At 71.5% G+C, this 23,069-nt stretch carries 17 protein-coding genes; 2 read left to right on the plus strand and 15 right to left on the minus strand.

Annotation, left to right across the window (positions count from 1 at the left end; translation table 11 throughout):
- The first annotated feature begins 1 nt into the window (after position 1).
- Positions 2 to 1,561 carry a PucR family transcriptional regulator gene (locus ACGFJ2_RS17655; RefSeq protein ID WP_393469323.1) on the plus strand — a complete coding sequence of 520 codons (1,560 nt, stop codon included), beginning with the start codon at positions 2 to 4 and terminating at the stop codon, positions 1,559 to 1,561.
- Between the two features lie 30 nt (positions 1,562 to 1,591).
- On the opposite strand, the gene ACGFJ2_RS17660 is transcribed toward ACGFJ2_RS17655, so the two are convergent.
- The 14 genes from ACGFJ2_RS17660 to ACGFJ2_RS17725 form a co-directional block, all read right to left on the minus strand.
- On the minus strand, positions 1,592 to 2,707 hold the full coding sequence (locus ACGFJ2_RS17660) for a tRNA-dihydrouridine synthase (protein ID WP_393469326.1): 1,116 nt from the start codon (positions 2,705 to 2,707) through the stop codon (positions 1,592 to 1,594).
- Positions 2,704 to 3,309 carry a DUF1989 domain-containing protein gene (locus ACGFJ2_RS17665; RefSeq protein WP_393469329.1) on the minus strand — a complete coding sequence of 202 codons (606 nt, stop codon included), beginning with the start codon at positions 3,307 to 3,309 and terminating at the stop codon, positions 2,704 to 2,706. Before ACGFJ2_RS17665 ends, ACGFJ2_RS17660 begins: the two co-directional genes overlap by 4 nt.
- A gap of 83 nt (positions 3,310 to 3,392) precedes the next feature.
- Positions 3,393 to 4,643, minus strand: a complete 1,251-nt coding sequence (locus ACGFJ2_RS17670; RefSeq protein ID WP_393469332.1) for a phenylacetate--CoA ligase family protein — start codon at positions 4,641 to 4,643, stop codon at positions 3,393 to 3,395.
- A gap of 23 nt (positions 4,644 to 4,666) precedes the next feature.
- Positions 4,667 to 6,001, minus strand: a complete 1,335-nt coding sequence (locus tag ACGFJ2_RS17675; RefSeq protein WP_357952292.1) for an MFS transporter — start codon at positions 5,999 to 6,001, stop codon at positions 4,667 to 4,669.
- On the minus strand, positions 5,998 to 6,414 hold the full coding sequence (gene paaI, locus ACGFJ2_RS17680) for a hydroxyphenylacetyl-CoA thioesterase PaaI (RefSeq protein ID WP_393469335.1): 417 nt from the start codon (positions 6,412 to 6,414) through the stop codon (positions 5,998 to 6,000). Before paaI ends, ACGFJ2_RS17675 begins: the two co-directional genes overlap by 4 nt.
- Before the next feature lie 8 nt (positions 6,415 to 6,422).
- Positions 6,423 to 7,271, minus strand: coding sequence for an SDR family NAD(P)-dependent oxidoreductase (locus ACGFJ2_RS17685; RefSeq protein ID WP_393469338.1), 849 nt, complete (start codon positions 7,269 to 7,271; stop codon positions 6,423 to 6,425).
- Positions 7,268 to 8,521 carry an MFS transporter gene (locus tag ACGFJ2_RS17690; RefSeq protein WP_393469340.1) on the minus strand — a complete coding sequence of 418 codons (1,254 nt, stop codon included), beginning with the start codon at positions 8,519 to 8,521 and terminating at the stop codon, positions 7,268 to 7,270. Before ACGFJ2_RS17690 ends, ACGFJ2_RS17685 begins: the two co-directional genes overlap by 4 nt.
- Positions 8,518 to 9,747, minus strand: a complete 1,230-nt coding sequence (locus ACGFJ2_RS17695; protein ID WP_393469342.1) for an AMP-binding protein — start codon at positions 9,745 to 9,747, stop codon at positions 8,518 to 8,520. The genes ACGFJ2_RS17690 and ACGFJ2_RS17695 overlap by 4 nt, the downstream gene beginning before the upstream one ends.
- Positions 9,744 to 10,736, minus strand: a complete 993-nt coding sequence (locus ACGFJ2_RS17700; RefSeq protein WP_393469345.1) for a RimK family alpha-L-glutamate ligase — start codon at positions 10,734 to 10,736, stop codon at positions 9,744 to 9,746. Before ACGFJ2_RS17700 ends, ACGFJ2_RS17695 begins: the two co-directional genes overlap by 4 nt.
- The gene (locus ACGFJ2_RS17705; RefSeq protein WP_357952286.1) at positions 10,733 to 12,103 is read right to left on the minus strand and encodes a lysine 2,3-aminomutase; all 1,371 of its coding nucleotides are present in this window, start codon (positions 12,101 to 12,103) and stop codon (positions 10,733 to 10,735) included. Before ACGFJ2_RS17705 ends, ACGFJ2_RS17700 begins: the two co-directional genes overlap by 4 nt.
- On the minus strand, positions 12,100 to 13,800 hold the full coding sequence (locus ACGFJ2_RS17710; RefSeq protein ID WP_357952285.1) for a class I adenylate-forming enzyme family protein: 1,701 nt from the start codon (positions 13,798 to 13,800) through the stop codon (positions 12,100 to 12,102). The genes ACGFJ2_RS17705 and ACGFJ2_RS17710 overlap by 4 nt, the downstream gene beginning before the upstream one ends.
- Entirely contained in the window at positions 13,793 to 15,139 is a 1,347-nt protein-coding gene (locus ACGFJ2_RS17715; RefSeq protein ID WP_393469348.1) for a flavin monoamine oxidase family protein, read from the minus strand. Before ACGFJ2_RS17715 ends, ACGFJ2_RS17710 begins: the two co-directional genes overlap by 8 nt.
- Positions 15,136 to 15,372 carry a phosphopantetheine-binding protein gene (locus ACGFJ2_RS17720; protein WP_357952283.1) on the minus strand — a complete coding sequence of 79 codons (237 nt, stop codon included), beginning with the start codon at positions 15,370 to 15,372 and terminating at the stop codon, positions 15,136 to 15,138. The genes ACGFJ2_RS17715 and ACGFJ2_RS17720 overlap by 4 nt, the downstream gene beginning before the upstream one ends.
- A 12-nt stretch (positions 15,373 to 15,384) precedes the next feature.
- Positions 15,385 to 17,103 (minus strand): AMP-binding protein, encoded by a 1,719-nt coding sequence (locus ACGFJ2_RS17725; RefSeq protein WP_393469351.1) that lies wholly within the window; start codon positions 17,101 to 17,103, stop codon positions 15,385 to 15,387.
- A 204-nt stretch (positions 17,104 to 17,307) separates the two neighbouring features.
- Here ACGFJ2_RS17725 and ACGFJ2_RS17730 point away from each other — a divergent pair, with 204 nt between their 5' ends.
- Entirely contained in the window at positions 17,308 to 19,275 is a 1,968-nt protein-coding gene (locus ACGFJ2_RS17730; protein WP_393469354.1) for a BTAD domain-containing putative transcriptional regulator, read from the plus strand.
- Here the strand turns inward: ACGFJ2_RS17730 and ACGFJ2_RS17735 are convergent.
- A complete protein-coding gene (locus tag ACGFJ2_RS17735; protein WP_393469357.1) occupies positions 19,248 to 23,033 on the minus strand; it encodes a S8 family serine peptidase in 3,786 nt (1,261 codons plus the stop codon). The two genes, ACGFJ2_RS17730 and ACGFJ2_RS17735, sit on opposite strands and share 28 nt — an antisense overlap.
- Between the last annotated feature and the right edge of the window lie 36 nt (positions 23,034 to 23,069).

The raw sequence follows: 23,069 nt of genomic DNA on the forward strand, positions 1-23,069 counted from the left end.
CGTGTTCACGCTTCAAGCCCTGGTGGATCGCGCCTCACTCGAACTGCGGGTGCTGGTGCCGGGCCGGCCGGGCGCGCTGGACGAGCCGGTCGCCTGGGTGCACAACACCGAGCTGGCCGACCCTTCGCACTACGTACGCGAAGGCGAGCTCGTACTGACGAACGGCCTGTGGATCGACCAAGTGCCGCCGGAGCAGTTCGTACGCAACGTCATGAAGGCCAAGGCCGGCGGCATCGTGTTCGGCCTGCGGGCCGAGACGCCCGCCACTCCCCCGGAGCTCGTCGACGCCTGCCGCGAAGGGGAGCTGCCGCTGCTGGAGATCTCCATCGCGGTGCCGTTCACGGCGGTTTCACAGGCCGTGGCCGACATGCTGACCGACGAACGCAAGCAGTCGCTGGTCGGCATGGTGCGCCGGGGAGACGCCCTGGCCACGGCGATCTCCCGGGGAGCCGGCGCCTCCGGCGTGCTCGACGTCCTGCGGCGCGACCACGACCTGCCGCTCGCGGTGGTCGACAGGATGGCGCGGTCGCTCGCGATGGCCGGCGCCGATCTCGACACGGACCAGCTGCACGCCGTGGCCACGGGATTGGCCAAGAGACCTCCGGCCCTGGAGGTGGATCTGGGGGACGCGGGACGCGCGGCGCTGTTCCCGGTGGGTGCCGTCGGCGACATCGACGCGGCTCTCATCTGTCTGCGCCCCTTGCGCGAGCTCGCGGCGGACGAGCGGGCGGCACTGGAGCAGACGGCCCGCTTCCTCAGCCTGGAGGTCGCGAAGCAGCAGGCGGTCCAGGCGATCGAGATGCGCTTCGCCAGTGAGCTCCTGGAGATGATCCTGTCAGGGGGGCGGCGCTCCGCCGAGGTCCCTGGCCGGCTGCGCGCCTTCGGCGTCGATCCGGGCGGTCCGCTGGCCGTCTGCGCCGTGGCGTTCGCGCTCGGCGAGACCGCGACGATGCACGGGCTCGCCGAGGTGATCGGGGAGTTCTTCGCGGCCGAGGGGGTGCCGGTCGTCGTCGCCGATGGCACGCAGGACGTCGTCGCCGTACTGCCCTGGCGCCATCCCGAGCGTGAGCTGCCGCTGCTCGCCCAGCGCCTGGTACGCGACGTCGAACGGCGCTTCCCCGGCCGCCGCCCGGTCGCGGGCCTGGGCGGACTCGCCGCCCACTCGGCCGAGCTGCGACCCGAGCTGCTGCAGTCCAGGGAGACCTGCCGCGTGCTGCGGCGGACCCGCACGGGGCCTTCCGTACGGGCCTTCGCCGACTTGGGTACGCACCGGCTGCTCCTCGGCTCGCTCGACGTGGAGACCTTGCACCAGTTCTCCGGCGAGCTCCTCGGGCCGATGAAGGACCATGACGCGCGGCGCGGCGGTGAGCTCGAGCTGACGCTGCGGACGTACCTCGATCACGATGGGCAGTGGGCGGCGACGGCCGGAGCGTTGCACGTCCATGTCAACACCCTCCGCAACCGGCTGGCCAAGATCACCGAGCTCACCGGCAGGGACGTGGGACGCACCGAGGATCGGGTGGATCTGTTCCTGGCGCTGACCATCGACGCGATGGACTGAGCTCAGGGCCAGCGCCGTGCTGGACCGAGCTCAGACCGTCTGCCGCCACAGGCGGGCGTTGCTCAGCGTCGCCATCGGCTGGAGCATCTGGTGATCGAAGGCCGCCATGGGCAGCCCCTGGGCCAGGCGCCGCGGGAAGTCAGGGTTGGCCAGCGCGCCCCGGCCGAGGGTCAGCACGTCCGCGTGGCCGTCCTCCAGCAGCATGGCCGCCTGGTCGAGGTCGTGCATGCCGCCGTTGGCCAGCACGGGCAGTCCCGTCACCTTCCGGGCGAGGCCGGTGATCGTCATCCCTCCGTCCAGGGTCGCCGTCTCCACCCAGTCCCGTCCTTCGCTGGCGATGTGCAGGTAGGTCGCGCCCGCCTCGGCGAGCGCGGCGAAGATGGTCTCCGCGTCCCTGGAGCCGCCTGCCCATCGGTGCGTGAAGTCGTTGACCTTGCCCTGGGACAGCCGGATCCCCACGCAGAAGCCCGGCCCGACCTCCGCACGGATGGCGGAGACGATGTCGGCCGCCAGCCGTACCCGACGGGCGACCGGGCCGCCGTAGCGATCGTCGCGCTCATTGGTGTAGTCCGTCAGGAACTGGTCCACCAGGTAGCCGTTGGCGCCGTGCACCTCGACCCCGTCGAAACCCGCCCGCCGGGCGCGGACGGCCGCGGCCACGAAACCGGCCACCGCGCGGTCGATGTCCTCCTGGCTCATCGCGCGAGGTGTCGGCCATGAGCCGTGCCCGCCGTACTCGGGCATCTTCTCCCCGCGTGGCGGGACGGCCGACGGCGCCACCGTCTCGTCGCGGTAGCGGTTGCCCTGCGACAGCGCGCCCGCGTGCATGAGCTGGAGGATCATCGACGCGCCGGCGTCGTGCACCTGCCCGACGATCTCCCGCCAGGCGGCCTCGTGGCCGTCGGTGACGATGCCCGGCTGGTTGGCGTACCCCTGGCTGTGCCAGGTGTCGGTGTAGGTTCCCTCGGTCACGACGAGGGAGAAGCCGCCCTGGGCGTACGCCCGGTAGTAGTCGGCCATCTCGGCTGTCGGCGTGCCGTCGGCGGCAGCGGACACCCTGGTCATGGGCGAGACCGCCAGCCGGTTGGCGAGGCTGAGCCCGCCGACGCGTTCCGGTCGTAGGGCGGGGTGCTGGACATCGTTCATTGTTCGCTCTCTCCTTGTGTGATCAGGTCGATCGCCAGCGGCGTCGGCCGGTGCCCGTTGATCCCGACCAGGTCCTGCGGGCACGCCGAGAGCACGAACACGCAGTCCATCGCCGCCTCGAACGTGATCGCGTCACCGGGGCGGCTGACCGAGCTCAGCCAGCTCAGCCGGCCGTCGTCCGCCACGGGAATCCGCATGAACACGTTGACGGGCTGCGGAGTGCTCGGGCAGGCCAGGCCGAGCCGGGACAGGCTCTCGCCCAGGTTGTCCGCGCAGGAGGCATGGAACCCGGGCACGCCCAGAGCGCGATAGCGCGCCGGGTCGCAGGCCGCGATGAGCATGTCATGCCGGCCCGGCGAGGTGTCCGCCACCAGGGTGAGGACGGGCCTGCGCCGGTCGGTGACGAACTGCTCGCCGACCAGCGGGAACAGGCGGCTGATGGCGGCCCGCGTGTGCGACGCGCTGAGGTGCTCGCGCACGTCGTCGGCGGCGAACGCGAACACGTCACCGACCTGACCTCCGTCAAGATCGGTGACGCGCACGCGCTGACCGGTACTGACCTTTACCGCCCGCCCTTCGCCGGCGGGCACGATGACTCGCATGCCGACAGCCAAGCAGCCGGGCTATGCGCCTGACCATGGAGATTGCTACCGTGTTCAACCCCTATGGTGGATGAATCTCCATGCTAGGAGCGTTCGTCCACGACCTGGAGGACCTTCCCCGTACGGGGATGCAGCACCAGTTCCGAAGGCCGTACCCATTCGACCGTCAACGGGTGGACGCCCCCCTCCTCCACCGTCTGGGGGTACAGCGGCCTGGCCGCGTACACGGCGTCGATGAGCCGCTGCGTCAGCTCGGGCGGCGGCTCCTCGGTGCAGGCCAGCCGCAGCGTCAGCCCGTCCTTGCCGTTCCAGCGGCGCTGCACCATCTGCATCCCCGACATGGCCCGGTCCGGGTCCGCCGCGATGAGGACCGCGCGGATGGCCTCCGTCGACATCGACACCGTCTCCACCCTGGCGCCCTCGGCCGACCTGCCGAGCAGCCGGAATGCGCGGCAGTCCGCGTCCGTCCACTCCGCCAGGTCGCCGGCCGGATAGCGGATGATCGGCATCAGCGTCCTGAACAGATTGGTGACGATCACCCGGCCGGGTACGCCGGGCTCGGTGATCGGCTCGCCGGTCGAGTCGTCGATCAGCTCCACCAGGGTGCGGTTGGCGAAGGCCTCGTGCACGCGCACGTCGTCGCCCGGCACCGGTCCGCCGACCAGCCCGGCGTCCACGGAGGCGTATCCGAGCGAGGCGATCCTGGCCCCGGGAAACGCCTTGGCCAGCTGGGGACGCAGGTCGTCGAAGAGGAAGTCGCCGGCGAACAGCAGCAACTCCACCGTGTCGGCCACCTGGCCACGGGCGGCCACCGCGTCGGCCACGGTGGCGAGCTTCATCGGCGGGCCCGCCAGCACGTCGACGCCGAAGTACGCGATCAGGTCGGCGACGGAGTCGTCGGAGGCGTGGCAGGCGATGGGCAGCCGGACGTTCTCCACCGGGGCGTTGTGCAGCGAGTGCTCGATGTAGAGGAAGCCGCCGTACATCTCGCCGGCCGAGAACAGGTTCGCCACCCGGTGCCCCGGCTTCAGCCCCGCCCGGACCATGCCCGCGCCGAACGCGGTCACCGAGTCGGCGTGCTCCGTGCGGGTCCAGGGGGAGAACTTCGGCGCGCCGGTGGTGCCGCCGGAGGTGTACACGCCGGCGTCGGTCAGCGGGCCGGTCAGCAGCCGGTTGTCCGGGTAGACGTTCGCGGCCCAGAAGGCCGTCTGGTCGATGATCGGCAGCTGGCTGAGGTCGGAGGCGCCTTCGGGCACGTCGCGGTACGCCTCGGCGTAGAAGGGCGAGTGGCGGCGGGCGAAGTCGACCAGGTCACGCAGGGATTTGGCGGGCATGTGCCTCTCCTAGATCCGGCGGGTCAGATCCGGCTGTGGGCCAGGCTGGGGATTCGGGTCAGCAGCACCCGGCGGCGGTAGAACCACCAGTTCGTCGCCAGGAACACGGCGTAACCGGCGACGAACACGTACAGCGCCAGGTCGATGGATCCGGTCTGGCCGATGGAGATGGCGAAACCGCGCGGGATGAGGAACCCGCCGAACGCGCCGATCGACGAGGCGATGCCGATGGCCGCCGCGGCCTCCCGCCTGGCGCGCAGCCGCGCGTCCGGCTCGCCGTGCGCCGCCTGGATGGTAAAGATCGCCGGAATCATCCGGTACGTGGACCCGTTGCCGATCCCCGACGCGGTGAACAGCAGCAGGAACGCGCTCAGGAAGAGCGGGAACCCGTGCTGCCCGAGCCCGGCGAGCGCGCCGACGACCCCCACCGCCATGGCCATGAAGGACCACGCGGTGACCCTGGCCCCGCCGTACCTGTCGGCCAGCCACCCGCCGACCGGCCGCGACAACGAGCCGACCAGAGGGCCGAGGAAGGCGAAGTACGGCGACGCGGACTCGGCGAACGTCGCGTTGACGACCAGCGGGAACGCCGCCGAATAGCCGATGAAGGAGCCGAAGGTGCCGATGTAGAGGAAGGACATCACCCAGGTGTGCTTGCGCAGGAACGCCCGCCCCTGGGTGCCGAAGTCGGTCTTGGCCACGGCCAGGTTGTCCATGAAGAAGTACGCGCACATCGCGGCGGCCACGATCGGCACGACCCACACCAGGCCGGCGTACACCAGGCCCGCGCTCGCCACGAGCGGGATCAGCAACTGCACGACGGCCACCCCCAGGTTGCCGCCGGCGGCGTTCACGCCCAGCGCGAACCCCTTGTGCCGCTCGGGATAGAAGTAGGAGACGTTGGCCATGGAGGAGGCGAAGTTCCCGCCGCCGAACCCGGCCACCGCCGCGGCGATCAGGAACATCCAGTACGGGGTCGCCGCATCCGTGACCATCCAGGCGAGCAGCCCTACCGGAAGCAGGAGCAGCAGCGCGCTGGCCACGTTCCAGTTGCGGCCGCCGAAGGCCGAGACCGCGAAGGTGTAGGGCAGCCGCAGCGTGGCCCCGACCAGGTTCGGCACCGCCACCAGCCAGAAGAGCTGGTCGACGGTGAAGGGAAAGCCCGCCTTGGGGAGGAGGACGACGATCGCGCTCCACAGCAGCCATATCGCGAAGCCGAGATGCTCCACGAAGATGGAGAAGACCAGGTTCCTGGTGGCGACGCGGCGCCCGGTGGCCGCCCAGAACCCCGGGTCCTCCGGTTCCCAGTGATCGATCCAGCGCCCGGTCCGCCGGGGCGCCGTCCGCTGCTCGCTCATGAATGCTTCCTTTCGCTGGTGGACCCATCGGGCCGGCCGGAGACCGTCACGCTCTGGCCGCGGAACTCCGCGACGATCTCGCCGGCCGGGCGGCGTACGGTCACGTCGTAGACGCCGTTCCTGCCGTACCTGACGCGCTCCGTGGCCTCGGCGACCAGCTCGTCACCGGCCGCGACCGGGCGCAGGAACGTCACCTGCGCGCTGTGCGCCAGCGTGACGCGGCCGTAGGAATTGCAGGCGTACGCGAACGCGGCGTCGGCGAGCAGGAACAGGTAGCCGCCATGGGCGATGCCGTGGCCGTTCACCATCTCGCCGGTGATCCGCATCCGCAGCCGTGCCCGGCCGGCGGCCACCTCCTCCAGCGCGATGCCGAGCGAGCGGCAGGCCGGGTCCTCGGTGGTCATACCGTTCATACCGTGGCTCATACCGCGGCCCCGATCCACGTCCTGGCCTGCGCCTGGACGGCCGACCCGTCCGGATCGGCGAGCTTCCGCGCCAGGTACGCCGCCACCCACTCGCTGGTGGGCACCCGGAACGGCGGCTCGTCCTCGCTCAGCGCGCGCACCACCACCTCGGCCACCTCCCACTTGGACTGGCCGGCGCCCTCCCAGCCCGCGCCGCGCACCCAGTCGAGGTAGCCGTCGAACGTCCGCGCGTACGGCCCCGAGGCCGCCCGGATGGTCCCCCGGTTGATGTCCGGAAAAATCCCGAACTCGGTGTCTGGTACGAAGCCGGGCACGACCACGCTGACCCGCACCCCGTGCACCGCCGCGACCGGAGCCAGGCTCTCCATGAACCCTTCGACCGCGCACTTCGCCGCCGCGTACGCCTCGTTGAACGGCTGGCCCACGACCCCGTGCACGCTGCCGATCGTCAGCAGCCGGCCACGGGCGGCACGCAGCAGCGGCATCGCGACCCGGCTCACGGCGATGACGCCGAAGAAGTTCACCTCCAGGTTGGCCCGCAGCGCCTCCATGGTGGACATCTCCATCGTCGGGTCGAAGTTGGAGACGCCGGCGTTGTTGACCACCGCGTCCAGCCGCCCATACTCCTCCCGCACGCCCTGCAGGCACGAGTCGATGGACGCGGCGTCGGTGACGTCCAGGCGGCGGATGTCCAGCGTGACCCCGGCCTGGTCGGCCACCTCGCGCAGCGCGCCGTCCTTGCCCGGGTCGCGCATCGTCGCCACCACGGTGAACCCGGCCCTGGCGGCGGTGACCGCGGTGGCCAGGCCGATGCCGGAGGACGTACCGGTGATCAGCACGGTCATGCCGGGCTCTCCTCAAGGTTCTTGGCGCGGTTCATCAGCGGCTGGATCCCCACCGCGGGCAGGAAGGAGAACGCGGCCAGCAGCGTGCCGGCGACCATGACCACCTTGGCCGCGTCGAGTACGCCCAGGCTGCCGGTCAGCAGGGTGACCGCCGTGCCGCCGACGAGGGCGGCCAGCGGGATCACTCCCCAGGTCACGGTGCGGAAGGCCGCGTGCATCACGCCCTGGTTCTCGGCCGTCATCCGTGATTGGCGGATCGGGGCGCTGCAGACGTTGATGCACGACATGAAGAAGCCGTAGCAGCCGAACGTCACGGCGATCACGGGCGCGGCGGGCAGCGCGGGCGCGGCGAGGATGCCCAGGCCGACCAGGCAGTGCAGCAGCAGTCCCCAGGCCATGGTCCGGCCGAGGCCCAGCCGGTCACTGATCTTGGGAGCGACGAGCGCGCCGATCACCGCGCCGCCCGCCCCGGCCGACATCGCCGCCCCGAACACGCCCACCGAGATGCCCAGGCCCTGGTAGGCCAGTACCGGCAGGACCGTGACGAAGATCGGGCCGCCCGAGTTCAGGGTCACGGCCGCGATGACCACCCGGCGCAGCACCGGATCGGCCCAGTTCAGCCGGAACCCCAGCACCAGCCGCGACCACACGGAACCCTGCTGGACGGCCTTGACCCCCCAGGGCCGCATGGCGCGGAAGCACGCCGCCGAGACCAGGTAGCTGGCCGCGTCGACGAGCAGCGCGGCCACCCCGAGCACGTGGTAGAGGCCCGCGGCGATCGACGGCCCGGCCACCTCGGACACCGTGCTGCTGCCCTCAAGGCGCGAGTACGCCCGCACCAGCTTGTCCTCCGGCACCGTGGTGGGCACGGCGACGAGGTAGCCGACGTTGAAGAAGATCGTCGCACCGCTGATCAGCGCCACGCAGACGAACAGCAACGGCGTCGACAACACGCCGAACCAGTAGGCCACGGGGATCGCCGTCACCGCCACCAGCCGTACGACGTCGCACATCAGCATGGTCAGGCGCTTGTCCCACCGGTCGACCAGCACCCCGGCGACCGGGCCCAGCACGGGGATGCCGAGGTACTGGGCCATGGCCACGACGCCCACCTCGAATGCGGAGGCGTGCAGCACGAAGATCATCAGGGTCGGGACCACGAACACCGTGACGCGGTCGCCGACGAGGCTCACCGTCTGGCCGCCCCAGTACAGGTTGAACTGCCTGCCCAGGGACTCCGGTAACCTCACGGCTCCTCCCGTACGACGAAGCCGGCGGTCTTGCCGGTGCGCTCGTTGCTGATCAGCGCGTCGACGGCCGTGACCCGGAAGGCGTGCGGGTCGTGCTGGAAGGCCGTGCTGATCGTGAACGTCGCGGACATGAGCTCCGCCCGCAGCCGTTCGGGCAGGTCCGGCGGCGCGTCCGCGTCGGTCAGCAGCAGCACGTCCACCGCGGACACCCGGCCGCGCTGCTCGGTGATGAGGATCTGCGCCCGGGAGACGCCCGGCTCGCGCTCCGCCTGGGCGACGATGTCGTCCACGTGCAGCCCCAGTCCGCGTACCTGGACCACCGAGTCGCGGCGGCCCAGCACCCGCAGCGCCCGGTCCTCCCGGCCGCACTCGCAGGTGACGAAGCGGCCGGCGTCGCCGGTGCGGTAGCGCAGCACCGGGTTGAGCATGTCCGGGTCGAGCGTGGTGAAGTCCAGCAGCTCGTCGGCGTCGGTGTGCACGAGCTGCGCGGGCAGCGGGTGGAAGACGTCGGCCGGGCACTGCGGGGTGTTGGTGCCGATCACCCAGGTCTCCGTGCTGCCGAACATGCCCCAGCGGCGCGCGTCCGGCGCCACCACGGCCATGTCCTCGTCGAGCTGGGGGTGCCACGCCTCCCCCAGCCAGAGCACCTTGCGCAGCGCGGGCAGGCGCACGCCGGTGGCCCGCGCGTGCGCGAACCACAGCCGCAGCACGCTGGGGGTGCCGCCGAACGCGGTCACGCCCTGGGCGGCGAAGAACGACAGCCAGTCGCCGTACTCCTCCTTCGTCACCGAGCCCAGCGCGATGACCCGGCAGCCGGACAGGTCGGCGAAGGCCCCGGCCAGGAAGTGGGCGCCCCACATGCGGCCGGCGCCCCAGCCGTTGACGAAGACGTCGTCCGGGTCCAGCGGCCGCCACTGCTCGTACACGCCGGCCATGTAGAACCCGGTGGGGGCGTAGCCGACCTTGGGCGCGCCGGTGCTGCCGCCGCTCTGGAACAGCCAGGTGGCACCCTGCTCGGCCTTGGGCGTCAGGTGCGCCAGCGCCACGTTCAGGTCGTCCTTCACCAGCGGGGGAAGCGCGGCGACGTCCTCCAGCGTGAGCAGCTTGTCGCAGCCGGCGTAGCGTGGCGCCAGCGCGGGCACGGCCTTGAGCCGCTCCAGGGCTCGGCGCGGGACGCGCAGATGCGGCTCGGCCGCCTCGGGCGACAGCGAGAACGATTCGGTCATTTCTTCACCTGACTTTCGGTCAGCCAGCGGGTGTGGGCGTCGCGGTAGGCCGTCCAGCGAGCCCGGGTGACCTCGCGCTGGAGCGTGCGGTGCGGGTCGCCGTAGTCCGGGGCGATCACACCGTCGGGTTCGAGCTCGGAGAACCAGTACCGCTCGCCGTCGAACAGGAAGTCGACGCAGAAGAAGGGGATGGGCAGCTTCTCGTAGAAGTACGCCGTCGCCTCGGCCAGCTCGGGCGGGACCGGCGGGAACTCCATCGCGCCGCCCCGGCTGGCATTGGCGACCGGCGAGCCGGGCTCGGGGATCCGCTTCATCACGGCGTACGGCTCGCCGTCGACGACGTAGACCCGGTAGTCGACCGTGCCGTCGCCCAGGTAGGGCTGGATCACGAGCGTGGTGTCGCCGCCCTGCGCGAGGCTGGCCAGGCCGCGGATCTCTTCGGCGTCGCGGGCCAGGTTCACCCCGCCGCCGCCGCACCAGCCGGACGGCTTGACGATGGCCGGGTAGGTCAGGTTCGCCAGCGCCACCTCGTACAGGTGCTTGCTGGTGTCCCGCCCGGTTCCGATGCGGAGGGTGGGCACCGGCGGGATGGGCGAATCGTGCAGGTAGAGGACCGTGGCCAGCTTGTCGTTGGCGATGGGCGACAGGCTGGGCGGGAACGACAGGTAGAAGCCGGCCTGTTCCAGCACGGCGTACAGCGCGTACTGGTTGAAGACGTCCATGGACTGGTAGGGCAGCGAGTACAACGCGGTGATGAAGAGCGTGTCCTCCGGGGTGACGAGTTCGTCGTCCACGTAGACACGCGGTTTGCCGGTCTCCAGGCCGTCGACCGTCACCGCGTCCGGGGCATGCCGGCACCAGCTCAGGCCGAGCTCGGCGGCCACCTCGGCGTAGAGGTCCCAGAAGAAGGGGTGCCACATCGCGGTGCCCCGGGTGGACTCGCGGTCGGGAAAGATCCAGCACATGCGGCGCAGCGTGCTCGGGGTCATGGTCGTCCCTCTCCGTCGGCCCACCAGCGGCGGCCCGGCTCGGGCAAGGTGTCGATCGGGTCGTAGAAGGGGAACATGCGGTCCTCGACCGGCTGGAGCCCGATTCCGTGGTTCTGGCTCCAGTACGAGATGCCGCGTTCCCGGTCGTACTCCACCACCTGATGCACCCAGCGCTTGCCGACGTAGGGCACGTCGCACACGAGCCGCGGCGTCGCGTAGCCGGGGAGGTAGCCCATGATGGCTTCCTGCAGCCGCTGGGCCTGGTGGACCGGGATCCGCCAGTGTTCCGCGTTGGGGATCAGGTCGCAGAGGTAGAAGTAGTAGGGCAGGATTCCGGCCTCGCCGTGGAGCGCGAAACAGAGGTCCAGCAGGTCTTCCGTGGTCGTGTTCACGCCGCGCAGGAGCACGCCCTGGTTGCGCACGTCCCGTACGCCCGCCTCGAACATGACCCGGGCCGCCTCGGCGACCAGCGGCGTCACCGACCGGGCGTGGTTGGCGTGGGTGTGGATGGCCAGGTTCACGCCGCGGGCGCGGGCGATGGCGGCCACCCGGCCCATCCCTTCGACCACGCGGGGCTGGAGCCAGTGCTGGGGCAGGCCGATCAGCGCCTTGCTGGCCAGGCGGACGTCCCGGACGGACTCCAGTTCGAGCAGCCGCAGCAGGAACGCCTCCAGCCGCGGCCACGGCAGGTTGGCCACGTCGCCGCCGGAGACCACCACGTCGCGTACGCCGGGCGTGCGCTTGAGGTAGTCCAGCATCAGCTCCTGCCGATCGACGGGCTTGAGCGCGAGCCGGGCCTTGACGACCTGCGGCGTCGAGGTGCCGACCAAGTCCATCCGGGTGCAGTGCCCGCAGTACTGCGGGCAGGTGGACAGCAGTTCGGCCAGCACCTTCGTCGGGTAGCGGTGGGTCAGCCCCTCCACCACCCACATCTCGGCCTCGTGCAGCGAGTCGCGGCGGGCGCGCGGATGGCTGGGCCAGACCGGATGCCGGTCGGAGCGGACCGGCAGCAGGTAGCGGCGGACCGGGTCCGCCAGGAAGGCCCGGGTGAACGCGGCCGGATCGCTCACGGGCTCCGGCGTCATCACGTTGAGCAACTGCGGCGTGATGAGCATGGACATGGTCGCGAACCGGGCCACGTCGGCCGCCAGGTCGGCGTAGAAGGACCCCTGGAGCAGGTCGCCCACCACCGCGCGCAACTGCCCGGCGTTCTTCACGCAGTGGGCGCGCTGCCACTGGGCATCGCGCCACTGCGCGTCGGTGACGCCGCGCCAGCCCGGCAGCCGTCGCCAGTCCGGCTCGACGAGCGGACGGCGCACATAGGTGTACGGGCCGCGGGCGGCGTCGGCGTTCATCTGATGGCTCATCCGGTGAACAGCACCGCGTGGCGGGTACGGAGCTCGCGCTTGAGCACCTTGCCCGTGGGGCCGAGCGGATAGTCCTCGTCGGTCCGCGCGATGATCACGGTGGCGAGCGTGGCCAGACCGGCGTCGGCGAGGGCCTTGTTCGCCTTGTCCATGACCTCGTCGGCGGTGGCGTCGGCGGCGCCGGCCTGCAACCGCACCACGGCGATCGGGCGCTGCCCCTCCCCCGCCTTGCCGGGCACGCCCACGACCGAGCAGTCCTGGACGAGGTCGGCGCAGTCGGCGATGAGGATCTCCTCGATGGGCAGGCTGTAGACCGGCCCCGTCGCGGTGTCGATGACATCCACGGTGCGGTCGAGGTGGTAGAAATTGCCCTCGCTGTCCCGGCGCGCCACGTCCCCGGTCAGCCAGTAGCCGTTGAGCTCGAAGCTGCTGGTCAGCCGCGGGTCGTTCCAGTAGCCCGGCGTACGCGAGGGGGTGATCACGGCCAGCAGGCCGACGGTGCCGTCGGGCACCTCCTCGCCGTTCTCGTCCAGCACCGCGGCCTTGATCACCGCGTCCTGCGCCTTGCCCACGCACCGGTCGTCGCGCGGGGTCTCCGGCGCGGTCACCTGGCCGAAGAGCGCCATCCCCATCTCCGAGGAGCCGAGCCCGTCGACGAACTGGGAGCCGGGCAGCGGCTCGCCGGCGTCGCCCTGCGGAAGCAGCCACGACTTGATCAGGCCGGCGGGCCGCTCGCCGAGCTCGACCAGCCGCCTGATGTGCCCGTAATGGGCGCTGTCTCCGGTGTTGAACCAGGAGTGGACCTTCGCCGCCCCCTTGACCGGCAGCTCGCCGGTGGCCAGCTCCACGAACGTCCGGGGGAAGGAGGCCACCATGGTCGGCTGGAACGCCTCCATCACCGGCTCCACGACCGTGCGCCGCCAGTCCGCCATGACCACGGTCGGCAGTCCGAGCAGCACCGCCGTGAGGAAGTAGCTGAGCCCGCCGGCGTGGGTGTGCGGCATGAGCGACATCAGCTTGTCGTACGGCTCGGCGGGGAAGCGCAGCATCCGTGGCTGCTTGCCGTCCCAGAAGCTGCGATGCCCGAGCGTCGTCGACTTCGGGGTGCCGGTGGTGCCGGAGGAGTGGATCAACGCCACGATGTCGTCGGGAGCGTGCTGGTAGGGGTACTCCTCCGGTAAGCGGCCGGAGTCGGCGTCGTAGGCCCGTACCTCGGCGGCCAGGGCGATGAACCTGGGCCTGGTCTGCGGGGCGTTGCGGTAGGCCATCTGCAGCCTGGTCGTGTCGTCGGCGACGATGCCGACGACGCCCACGTGGTCGAGGTAGCGGACCATGACGTCGGCCCGCATCGCGTCGTTGATCATCGTCGGGATGGCGCCGAGCGCCGTGAGCGCCAGGAAGTGGAGCAGCGGTTCGAGCCCTTCGGCCACCACGATGCCCACCGGCTCGCCGGGCCGCACCCCGTTGGCCCAGTACCACTTGGCGTACCGGTCGCGCAGCGCCGCGAGGTCGACCAGGCTGTGGCCGCGCAGCACCACCCGGCCTCGGTGGTCGTTGTGGTGGCTGTAGACGAACGGCACCGCCCGGTTCGGGTTGGCCGCCAGGGCGTGGTCGAGGAAGTTGCCCGCGCCCAGGCCGGGCTCGGTCATGAATCCCTGCCGGACGGCCAGGGGAGCGATGGACGTGCTGTCAGTCATGGATGTCCCTCCATCGGTACGTCGCGCTTATCTCCGCGGCCACCCGGTGCCCCGATCGGATGGCTCCTTCCATCAGTCCGAAGAACTCCGTGCTCGTCTCGGTGCCGGCCCAGTGCACCCGCCGGTGGGGGGCCGTCAGCCGCGGGCCGAGCCGCGGCCAGTCGCCCGGCCCGAACAGCGCCGCGTAACAGCCCCGGCTGTAGCGCTCGTGAACCCAGTCGGTGACGTGGCAGCCGATCGGCTCCGGCAATCCGGGGAACAGCCGCGCGGCCTGGGCGACCGCCTGCTCGCGCTGCTCGGCGGCGGGCAGCGCCGCGTACTTGTACGCCTCCCTGCCGGTCACGAACCCGGTCAGCACGCCCACCCCGCCGTCGGTGGGCGAGTCGTCCACGGTGGACAGCAAGGGGCCGCGCGCGTTGACCGACCAGCCGGACAGCCCCTGCTCCCGCCAGGCCGGCGACGGGTACACCAGGTGGACCTTCACCGCGCAGCCGGGCGCCGTACGCTCGCCGGAGCGGGTCTCGGGCAGGCCGGGCCGGTGGTCGATCGCGTCGGCGAGCGACGGCGGCACCGCGACGACCACGGCCTGGGCCCGTACCGATCCGGTCGCGGCGACGACGGTCACGCCGTCGCCGTCCTGGTGGATCGCGCGCACCGGCTCGCCCAGCCGCACCCGGTCGCCCAGTCCGGCGGCCAGCCGCCGGCACACCTGGTGCGCGCCGCCGTCGATCCGGTCCTCCTGCGCGCCGCCCGCGAAGGCGTTCAGGTAGCGGATCCCGCCACCCGAGCGCAGGTAGAAGGCCATGTGCAGGACGGACACGTCCGCCGGGTCGGCGGCCATCATCTCGCCGAGGAACAGCGGGAAGAACAGCCGCGCGTCCGGATGACGCAGGTGCTCGCGCGCCCACTCGGCCGCGGTCAGCGCGTCCAGCCGGGCGGCGCCCGCCGACAGCCAGGGGGCGTCCGCGCGCACCCCGCGGTCCAGCTCGTCCAGCGCGTCGAACAGCTCGCCGAGCGCGACCGCCGACAGCGGCGGGAACCGGCCGGCCCGGGTCTGGCCCTGCCCCTCGCCGCCGAGCGCGAACCGGCTCGCGCCGGTCATGGTGGTCGGGGTGGTCTTCAGGTCCAGCTCGGCCAGCAGGGCGGTCAGGGCTGTGTGCCGGTCTCCCAGGTACGCGGCGCCCGCGTCCACCCAGACGCCCGGGGCGACCTCGATGCCGTGCGTACGGCCGCCGACCCGCTCGCGTGCCTCGAGGACGGTGACCTCGACGCCGCTCGCCACCAGGTCCGTGGCGGCGGTGAGCCCGGCCAGGCCGGCTCCCACGACGACGACGCTCATGCCGGGCTCGCGCTCTGCTCGGCGCTCGCGATCTTCTTGGCCAGGGCGCTCGGGGTCGGCGCGTCGAGGAAGTCGTCGAAATCCAGTTCAACGCCGCTGGTACGGGCGATCGCGCTCAGTACACGGGTGGCGAGCAGCGAATCCCCGCCCATGACGAAAAAGTCTGAGTCCGCGCTGACTTCCGGATTCTCCAGGACACGCTGAAATACCGCCGAGACGGCGTTGACATTCACGGAATGGTCTCCTCAAACGGTGGCGGACGCGTATCGCCGATGCGAACCGGCCCGGTCGACTTTTCCGCTCGCCGTGTAGACGAGTTCGGGGACGACGGTGATCCGGCTGGGCACGAGATGACAGGGGACGCGGTCGCGCAGGTAATCCCGGACATCGGCGGCCAGCGTCGTGTCGTCGTCGGCGGGTGAGCCGGGGGCGATGGTCGTGTCGTCATCGGTGGATGGGCCGGGGAGGATGGTCGTGCCGTCATCCGCGGATGGGCCGGGGACGGTGGTCGTGCCGCCGTCGGCGGGTCGGCCGGGGACGATGTAGGCCGCGAGCGTCGTGTGGTCGGCGACGGTGACGCCCGCCACCGCCACGGCGCGCACTCGCGGATGACCGGAGATCTGCGCCTCTACCTCGCCCGGATCGACCCGGATGCCGCGGATCTTGAGCTCGTGGTCGAGCCGGCCTTCGTGCGTGAGCGTGCCGTCGGCGGCCACGCCGACCCGATCGCCGGTACGGAAGTACCGCTCGGAGCCGAGCTCGACGAACCGCTCCGCCGTCGCCTCCGGCAGGCCCCGGTAGCCCAGCGCCAGTGACGGACCGCCGACCAGCAGCTCGCCATCCTCGCTGACGTGCTGCCCGACGTGCGGCAGCGGCCGCCCGATCGGCACCCGCTCCCCTGCGCCCGCGGCGGCCAGTTCGGTCGGCCTCCGCTCTCCTGCTCCCCCTGCTGCCAGCGGGCCGTGCAGGTCTATGGCGTGGGTGATGAGCGTTGTCTCCGTACACCCGTAGGTGTTGACCAGGCGGATCCCGTCGGTGTCGAGCGCGCGCCAGTCGGCCAGCCGCGCCGCGCTCACGGCCTCCCCGCCGATGACGACCAGCCGGACGCAGGCGGGCAGCGTGGCCCCCTCGTCCACCAGGTGGCGCACCAGCTCGTGCCAGAACGCCGACGGGAGGTCCAGCACGGTGATCCGCTCGGCGGCGATCATGCGCAGCATGCGATGGAACGATCCCGAGTGTGCCTGGTCGTGGAAGACCAGCGTCGCGCCGGTGGTGAGGGTGGGCAGGATCTCCTCGAAGCAGGTGTCCCAGTTCAGGGACGCGAACTGCAGGACGCGGTCTTCGGGGGTGAGGCCGAACAGCTCCCGCAGCGCGCCGGTCACGACGGCGATGGCCCGCCTCGGGGTCACCACGGGCTTGGGCGCGCCGGTGGATCCGGACGTGAACAGGATGTAGGCCGGATCGTCCCCGGCGACGACCTCCGTCTCCGGTGTACGGGCGGCCTGGCCCGCTTCGACGCGGGAGGGGAGATCGGGAAGATCCACCAGTCGCACGCCGGGCCCACTGGGGTCGGCGGGATCGGCGGGGTCAGTGGGATCAGTGGGATCGTTGGGGTTGCTGGTGGGCTTGGTGGAATTGGTGGGCTTGGTGGTGGGGATCAGCGTCGTGCACCCGCTCGCCGACATCAGCGCCCGCCGCCTCGGCAACGGGAACCCCGGATCGATCGGTACGTACGTTCCGCCCGCCACCAGGATGCCGAGCAGGGCGGCCACCGTCTCCGGCGACCGGGACGCCAGCACCCCGACCACCCCGGGACGCGGGCCCAGCCGCCGGCCGGTCGCGCACATCCACGCGTGGAGTTGGGTGTAGGTGAGGGTCCGGCCGTTGTACGCGATGGCCGGGCGGTCGGGATGGCGGCCGACCGCGCCGGCGAAGTCCTTGATCAGGTCGTACGGATAAAACAAGGTTGCCTCTTTCCGAGCTGACCCCGGGGAGCACCGCGTATTTTCATCCCACGGTCATTCGACGTCGAATGCACCCCGGAGAACGCGTTCAGAGTGCCGCACGGCGCTGCAGGGGGGCTTGATTCCGGAAGGATTTCTACTGGACTGCGTCTCGTGTCTTTCGTATGGCGGCCTGTAACCACGACGTGCCAGACGGGGAGCGATATGCCAGACGGATTAGAACTGCAGGGCCTCGGCCAAGCGCTGAAGATCGGACTGCTGGGAGCGGTGCGAGCGTGGCACGGACATCAGGAGGTCTTACTCGGACCACCCCGGCAGCGGGCGGTGCTGGCCTTGCTGGCGCTGGAGGCGGGCCGGACCGTGTCGGTCGAACGATTGATCGAAGGGCTGTGGGGAGAGCGGGCCCCCACGGGCGCCCGGGGCATGGTGCAGGGCTACGTCTCGCGGCTGCGGCCCGCCCTGGCCAGAGCCAACGTCACGATCGCGTACTACTCGCAGGGTTACCTGCTCAGGCTCGCCGCTGAGCAGGTGGACGTACACGAGTTCAGGAACGCGGTCGCCCGCGCGCGGACGATGGAGTCCGCCGAGGCACGGGCCGCCGGGCTGAGACGCGCGCTGGCGCTGTGGCGGGGCGAGCCCTTGAGCGGCGTCTCCGGCGGAGGGCTGCTGGACCTGCTGCGCGACGCCCTGGTCGAGGAACGGCTCGCGGTCACCGAGGAATGCCTGAACGCCGAGACGCGGGCGGGCCGGCACGCCGGGCTGGTCCCCGAGCTGATCGCGCTCGTCGCGGAGAACCCGTTCCGGGAGGGCCTGGTCGGCTTGCTCATGCTGGCGCTGTACCGGGCGGGCCGGCGGGTGGACGCGCTGGAGCGCTACGAACGCACCCGCCGCCGCCTCATCGAGGAGCTGGGTCTGGACCCCAGTCCCGAGCTGCGGCAACTGCGCCAGCGGATCCTCCGGGGGAAGGTCTCCACCATCAGGTCACCCGACCTTTCGGCTCTCAACGGGTCCGCTCTCAACGGGGTCGCTCTCAACGAGGGCGAGACGTGGGACGCGTCGGCGATGCCGGCGCAACTGCCGCCGGAGCCGGGGCAGTTCACCGGGCGGGCGGCCGAGCTCCGTCTCCTGGACTCGGCCGCGACCGGCGGCGACACGGCGGCGATCTCCATGGTCACGGGCACGGGCGGGGTGGGGAAGACGGCGCTGGCCGTCCACTGGGGGCACCGGATGCGCTCGCTGTTCCCGGACGGCCAGCTCTACGTCAACCTGCGCGGCCACTCGCCGGAGCGTCCGCTGCGCCCGATCGAGGCGCTCGGGCAGTTCCTGCGCGGGCTCGGCGTGCCCGCCGAACGGGTGCCGCACGCGGAGGAGGAGGCCAGCGCCGCCTATCGCAGCCTGCTCGCCGACAGGAGGGTCCTGGTGATCCTTGACGACGCCGGCAGCGAGGAGCAGGTCCGTCCGCTCCTGCCCGGCGGCCGGCGCTGCGCCACCGTGATCACCAGCCGGGACCGGCTGACCGGCCTCGTCGCCCGGGACGGCGTGATCCCCGTTCCGCTCGGCATGCTGGCCCCGGACGAGGCGGGCACCCTGGTCGGCCGGCTCCTCGGCGACGAGCGCCTGGCGGCCGAGCGGGACGCCGCCCGTGAGCTGGCCAGGGCCTGCGGCTACCTGCCACTGGCGCTGCGCGTCGCGGCGGCCGGCGTCCTCGGCCGACCCGCCGGGGGCATCGCCGGCCAGGTGCGCCGGCTCGCCGGGACCCGGCTGTCCTCGCTGGCGGTCAGCGGGGATCCGCACGCGGCGGTGCGCGGGGCGTTCGACCTGTCCTATCGTCGTCTGGACCCGCCGTCACAGCGCCTGTTCCGGCTGCTCGGCCTCATCCCCGGGCCGACGTTCACCGCCGAGACCGCCGCCGCGCTCTCCGGTGCGCCCCCGGACGAGACCGACCTCCTGCTGTGCCGGCTCGCCGCCGCGCACCTCATCGAGGAGAGTGAGCCGGGCCGTTACACCTTCCACGACCTGATGCGGGAGTACGCCCGCGAGCGTGCCCGAGCCGAGGAGAGCGAGCTCGACCGTACCCTCGCCGAAGCCCTGACGCGCCTCGCGCGCCCCCGGTGGGAGCCGGAGGCGCGCGATTCACTCCAGGATCAGGGCTTCTTCCAGGGCTCGAAGTAGGCCACCGTCGCGAAGTCGATCTCCAGCGCGTCGGGCGGGTTCCCGCCTGTCGCGCTCGACCCAGTCACGAAGATCCGGACCCCGGCACCGCCGGCCGCGTCCACGGCGAGCGCGTGCGCGTTGTCCGAGGCGCCGGCCGCGCCGTCGTAGTGGCCCGTCCAGGTCTGCCCGCCGGTCGCGGCGTCGTAGGCGATCGTCACGTAGTCTCCGCCCCTGGCCTCGTCGTCCGTGCTCTGACCGGTGACGACGACCTTGCCGCCGTCCGGCGTCACGGCGACGTCCCAGGCGACGTCGTCGCCCTTCGCCTGGCCGTCGTAGCGCTGGACCCAGGACCGCTTACCTGTGGCGGGGTCGTAGGCGATCGTGGTGTAGTCCGACCGCGTCCCCTCGCCCTCGGTGTTGCCGGTGACGTACAGCTTGCCGCCGCCGGGCGCCAGGGTGATGTCGTGCGGGTTGTCGCTGCCGTGCGCGGCGCCGTCGTAGCGGTCCGCCCAGATCTCCTTTCCTGAGGTGGTGTCGTAGGCGATCGTGGTCATGTCCGTCTGCGTGCCGGGGGCTTCGCTGGCTCCGGTGATGAAGACCGACTTACCGTCCTGGGCGACCGACATGCCGACGGGGATGTCGATGCTGTTCGACGGACCGTTGTGCCGGGCCGTCCAGAGCTGCTCGCCGGTGCGGGCGTCGTAGGCGACCGTGCCCCAGTCGGACAGGCCGGTGCCGGGCTCGCCCTGGCTCTGGCCGGTGACGACGAGCTTGGACCCGTCCGGCGTCACCTTGATCGCCCTGGCGTCGTCGGTGGCCGCTCCGGGCCCGTCGTAGTACGCGAGCCATGTACGCTCACCGCTGTCGGCGTTGTAGGCGACCGTGAAGAAGTCGTCCTTGCCGCCCTCGGCCAGCGTGGACATCCCGGTGACGTAGACGCTCTTCCCGTCGGGCCCGATCGTCAGCGCGTTGGCGAAGTCCGACAGACCCGCCGGCCCGGTGTGCCGGGCGATCCAGCGCTCCTGGCCGGTGGCGGTGTCGTACGCGATCGTGACCGCGTCGTTGCCGGTCTCCTTCCCGGCGCTCGTGCCGGTGACGAAGAGCTTGCTCCCGTCGGGGCTCACCTCGAGCGCGTGCGGTTCGTCATAGTTCCCCGCGGGGCCCGTGTAGCCCTTGCTCCACAGCTCGGCGCCGGTCGCCGCGTCGTAGGCGACGGTCTCGATCCGCGGGCTGAGCATGCCGGGCGAGGACCCGAAGCTCGCGCCGGTCACGTAGACCCGCTTGCCCTTGGGGTCCAGGGCGATGAACTCGGCGGAGTCCTGCCCGCCCGTGACTCCGTGGGTGGCCGCCCATGTCTCGGGCACCGGACGCAGGATGACCGGGACGCGTACGGTGTGGCGGCCGTCCTTCCAGATGAGCCGCCCGCCCTGGTAGCTGTTCATCGGGGCGGTAGTGCGGGTGAAGGAGACCGCGAACGACTTCGTCTGCCCCGCCCGCAGCGTGATCCGGCTCGGCGTGACCTTGGCCGTGATCCCCTTCAGGCCGGCGGTGGAGGCGGTGTACGTGGCGGTCGAGCGGCCGACGTTGGTGACCTTGCGGGTCACCGTCTGGGTGCCGGCCATCCGGCCGAGCGAGATCGAGGGCACGTTCAGCTCACGCGCCTTGAGCGAGTAGCCCTTCTGGGCCAGCGCGTCGCAGACCTGGTCCGACACGCCCTTGGTCGTGGCGCACAGGAACGCGATCCAGTCCTTGATGCCGCTGTCGTAGACCAGGCCGGGGTCGGCGGCGCTGTTCGGGGTGACGTGGCCGGCACCCTGGCTGAAGATCACCGACGGGTCGGTGCCGGGCCCGTCGAGGATGTCGGAGCCGCTCGTCATCAGCGCCGACTTGATCGCCATCGGCGACCAGTCCGGGTGCAGGTCCTTCAGCAGCGCGGCGAGCCCGGCGACGTGCGGGGCCGCCATCGAGGTGCCGCTGGAGATGTTGAACTCGGCCCCGTTGGCGCCCGGCGGCGCGAACGCCGCGAGGATGTCCTGCCCCGGAGCGATCACATCCGGCTTCAGCAGGTCGCCGCCCGCGGCGTACAGCGGGCCGCGCGAGGAGAACTCCGCGACGTACGGAGCCGGCGTGTTGTTGTTGATCTTGGCCTGGTCGATCGTCGCCGTCGCGCCGTCGGCGGCGGCGTAGTCCTTGACCGCCTGCCTGTCCTTGACGGCCAGGTGCACCGTGGGCAGGGAGTGGAGGTCGGCGTTGAGCGAGTTCTCGTCGGTGTTGGTGAGGATCATGCCGACGCCGCCCGCCTCGGCGACGGCCACGCTCTTGTTGACGCGGGGCGTCTCGCCGCGGTCGCAGACGACGATCTTGCCTTTCACCTTGGCCGGGTCGAGCACCGCCTTGCCGTCGTTGTCCCTGGCGGCGTAGCACTGCGCCAGCCGTGTCGGATCGGCGCCGGGCAGCCCCGCCGCCGTGGCGTCCACGAGCGGCGCGGGCCCGACCTTGGTGGCGGCCAGCGAGGCGCCGCTGTAAGTGGTGCCGTTGCCGAGCGTCGCCGACCCCTGCGTGCCGCGGTTGTGCGTACCGGCCGCGACCGTGGTCACCCAGGGAGACGGGTGCGCCACGGTGGCGGCGGCCGGGCCGCTGTTGCCGCCCGCGGCGGCGACGAAGACGCCCGCCTCCGCGGCGGACAGGAACGCCATCTCCGCCGGGTCGAGGAAGTCCGACTGCGTACCCGAGACCGAGTAGTTGATGACGTCGACACCGTCCGCCACCGCCTGGTCGATGGCGGCGACCAGGTCCGAGTAGTAGCCGTTGGCCGTCGAGGCGTCCTGCGTCGACCAGAGCGCCTTGTAGGCGGCGATCCGGGCCCGCGGCGCGATGCCGCTGATCTTGCCGAACGCCGCGGCCGCCCCGGTCGCCGGCACGCCGTAGTTGCCGCCCGAGGTGGAGGAGGTGTGCGTGCCGTGCCCGTTGTAGTCGCGCGGCGACAGGAACTCCCACGGGAGCTGCTCCTTGATTCCCGCGTCACCACCCCACCCGGCGTCGAAGTGCTTGGCGGCGATCAGCTTGCCGTTGCACATCCCGCTGTTCCAGGAGTCGTCCGGGCTCCCCGTCGTACACGTGCCGTGGAATCCGCGAACCGGGCCGTACGGCTTCCCGTCCGCGTCGCGGCCGTCGAAGCTCTTGCTGGCCGGCCAGATGCCGCTGTCGATCACGCCGATGACCAGGCCCTCGCCGGCGCCCTTGCCCGGGCGCTTACCGGTGGGGCCGCCCAGCTGGTCCCAGAGTCCGCCGCGCGCGTCCAGCCCCAGGAAGGACGGCGTCGAGGACGTCTGCACCGACACCTTCTTGTCCTCGACCACGGTCACGACGTCGGACATCGCGCGCAGCTGGGACGCCTGGGACGCGGTCAGGCGGGCGGCGAAACCGCCGTAGGAGTAGGCGTACTCGTAGACCTTCTCACCGCCGACCTTCTTGAGCGCGGCGTCGTGCCGGCCGCGCAGGTGGTCGACGTACCTGGTCACCTCGGTGGAGCGGGGATCGATCTTCTCGCCCCGCTGCGGCTTGGTCTCGGACAGCCCGGCCACGTCGCCCTCGTACGTCACGACGGGGTCGGCGGCCATCTGCACGATGTAGGTCTTCTGCTGTTCCGGTTCGGCTTCCGCGGTCACCGGACCGGGCCAGGCCGCTCCGGTCAGCGTCAATCCGGCTAATGCCATGGCCGCCACCAGCCGGCGGCGCCTGCTGGTAGTGCGTCCAGGAGATGTGGACAGATCCATCGTCGCCCCTCAGTGCATCGCCGCGGATCACGCGGA

Origin of the sequence: Nonomuraea sp. NPDC049028 (assembly GCF_043197735.1) — a bacterium.
Classification (GTDB): Bacteria; Actinomycetota; Actinomycetes; order Streptosporangiales; family Streptosporangiaceae; genus Nonomuraea.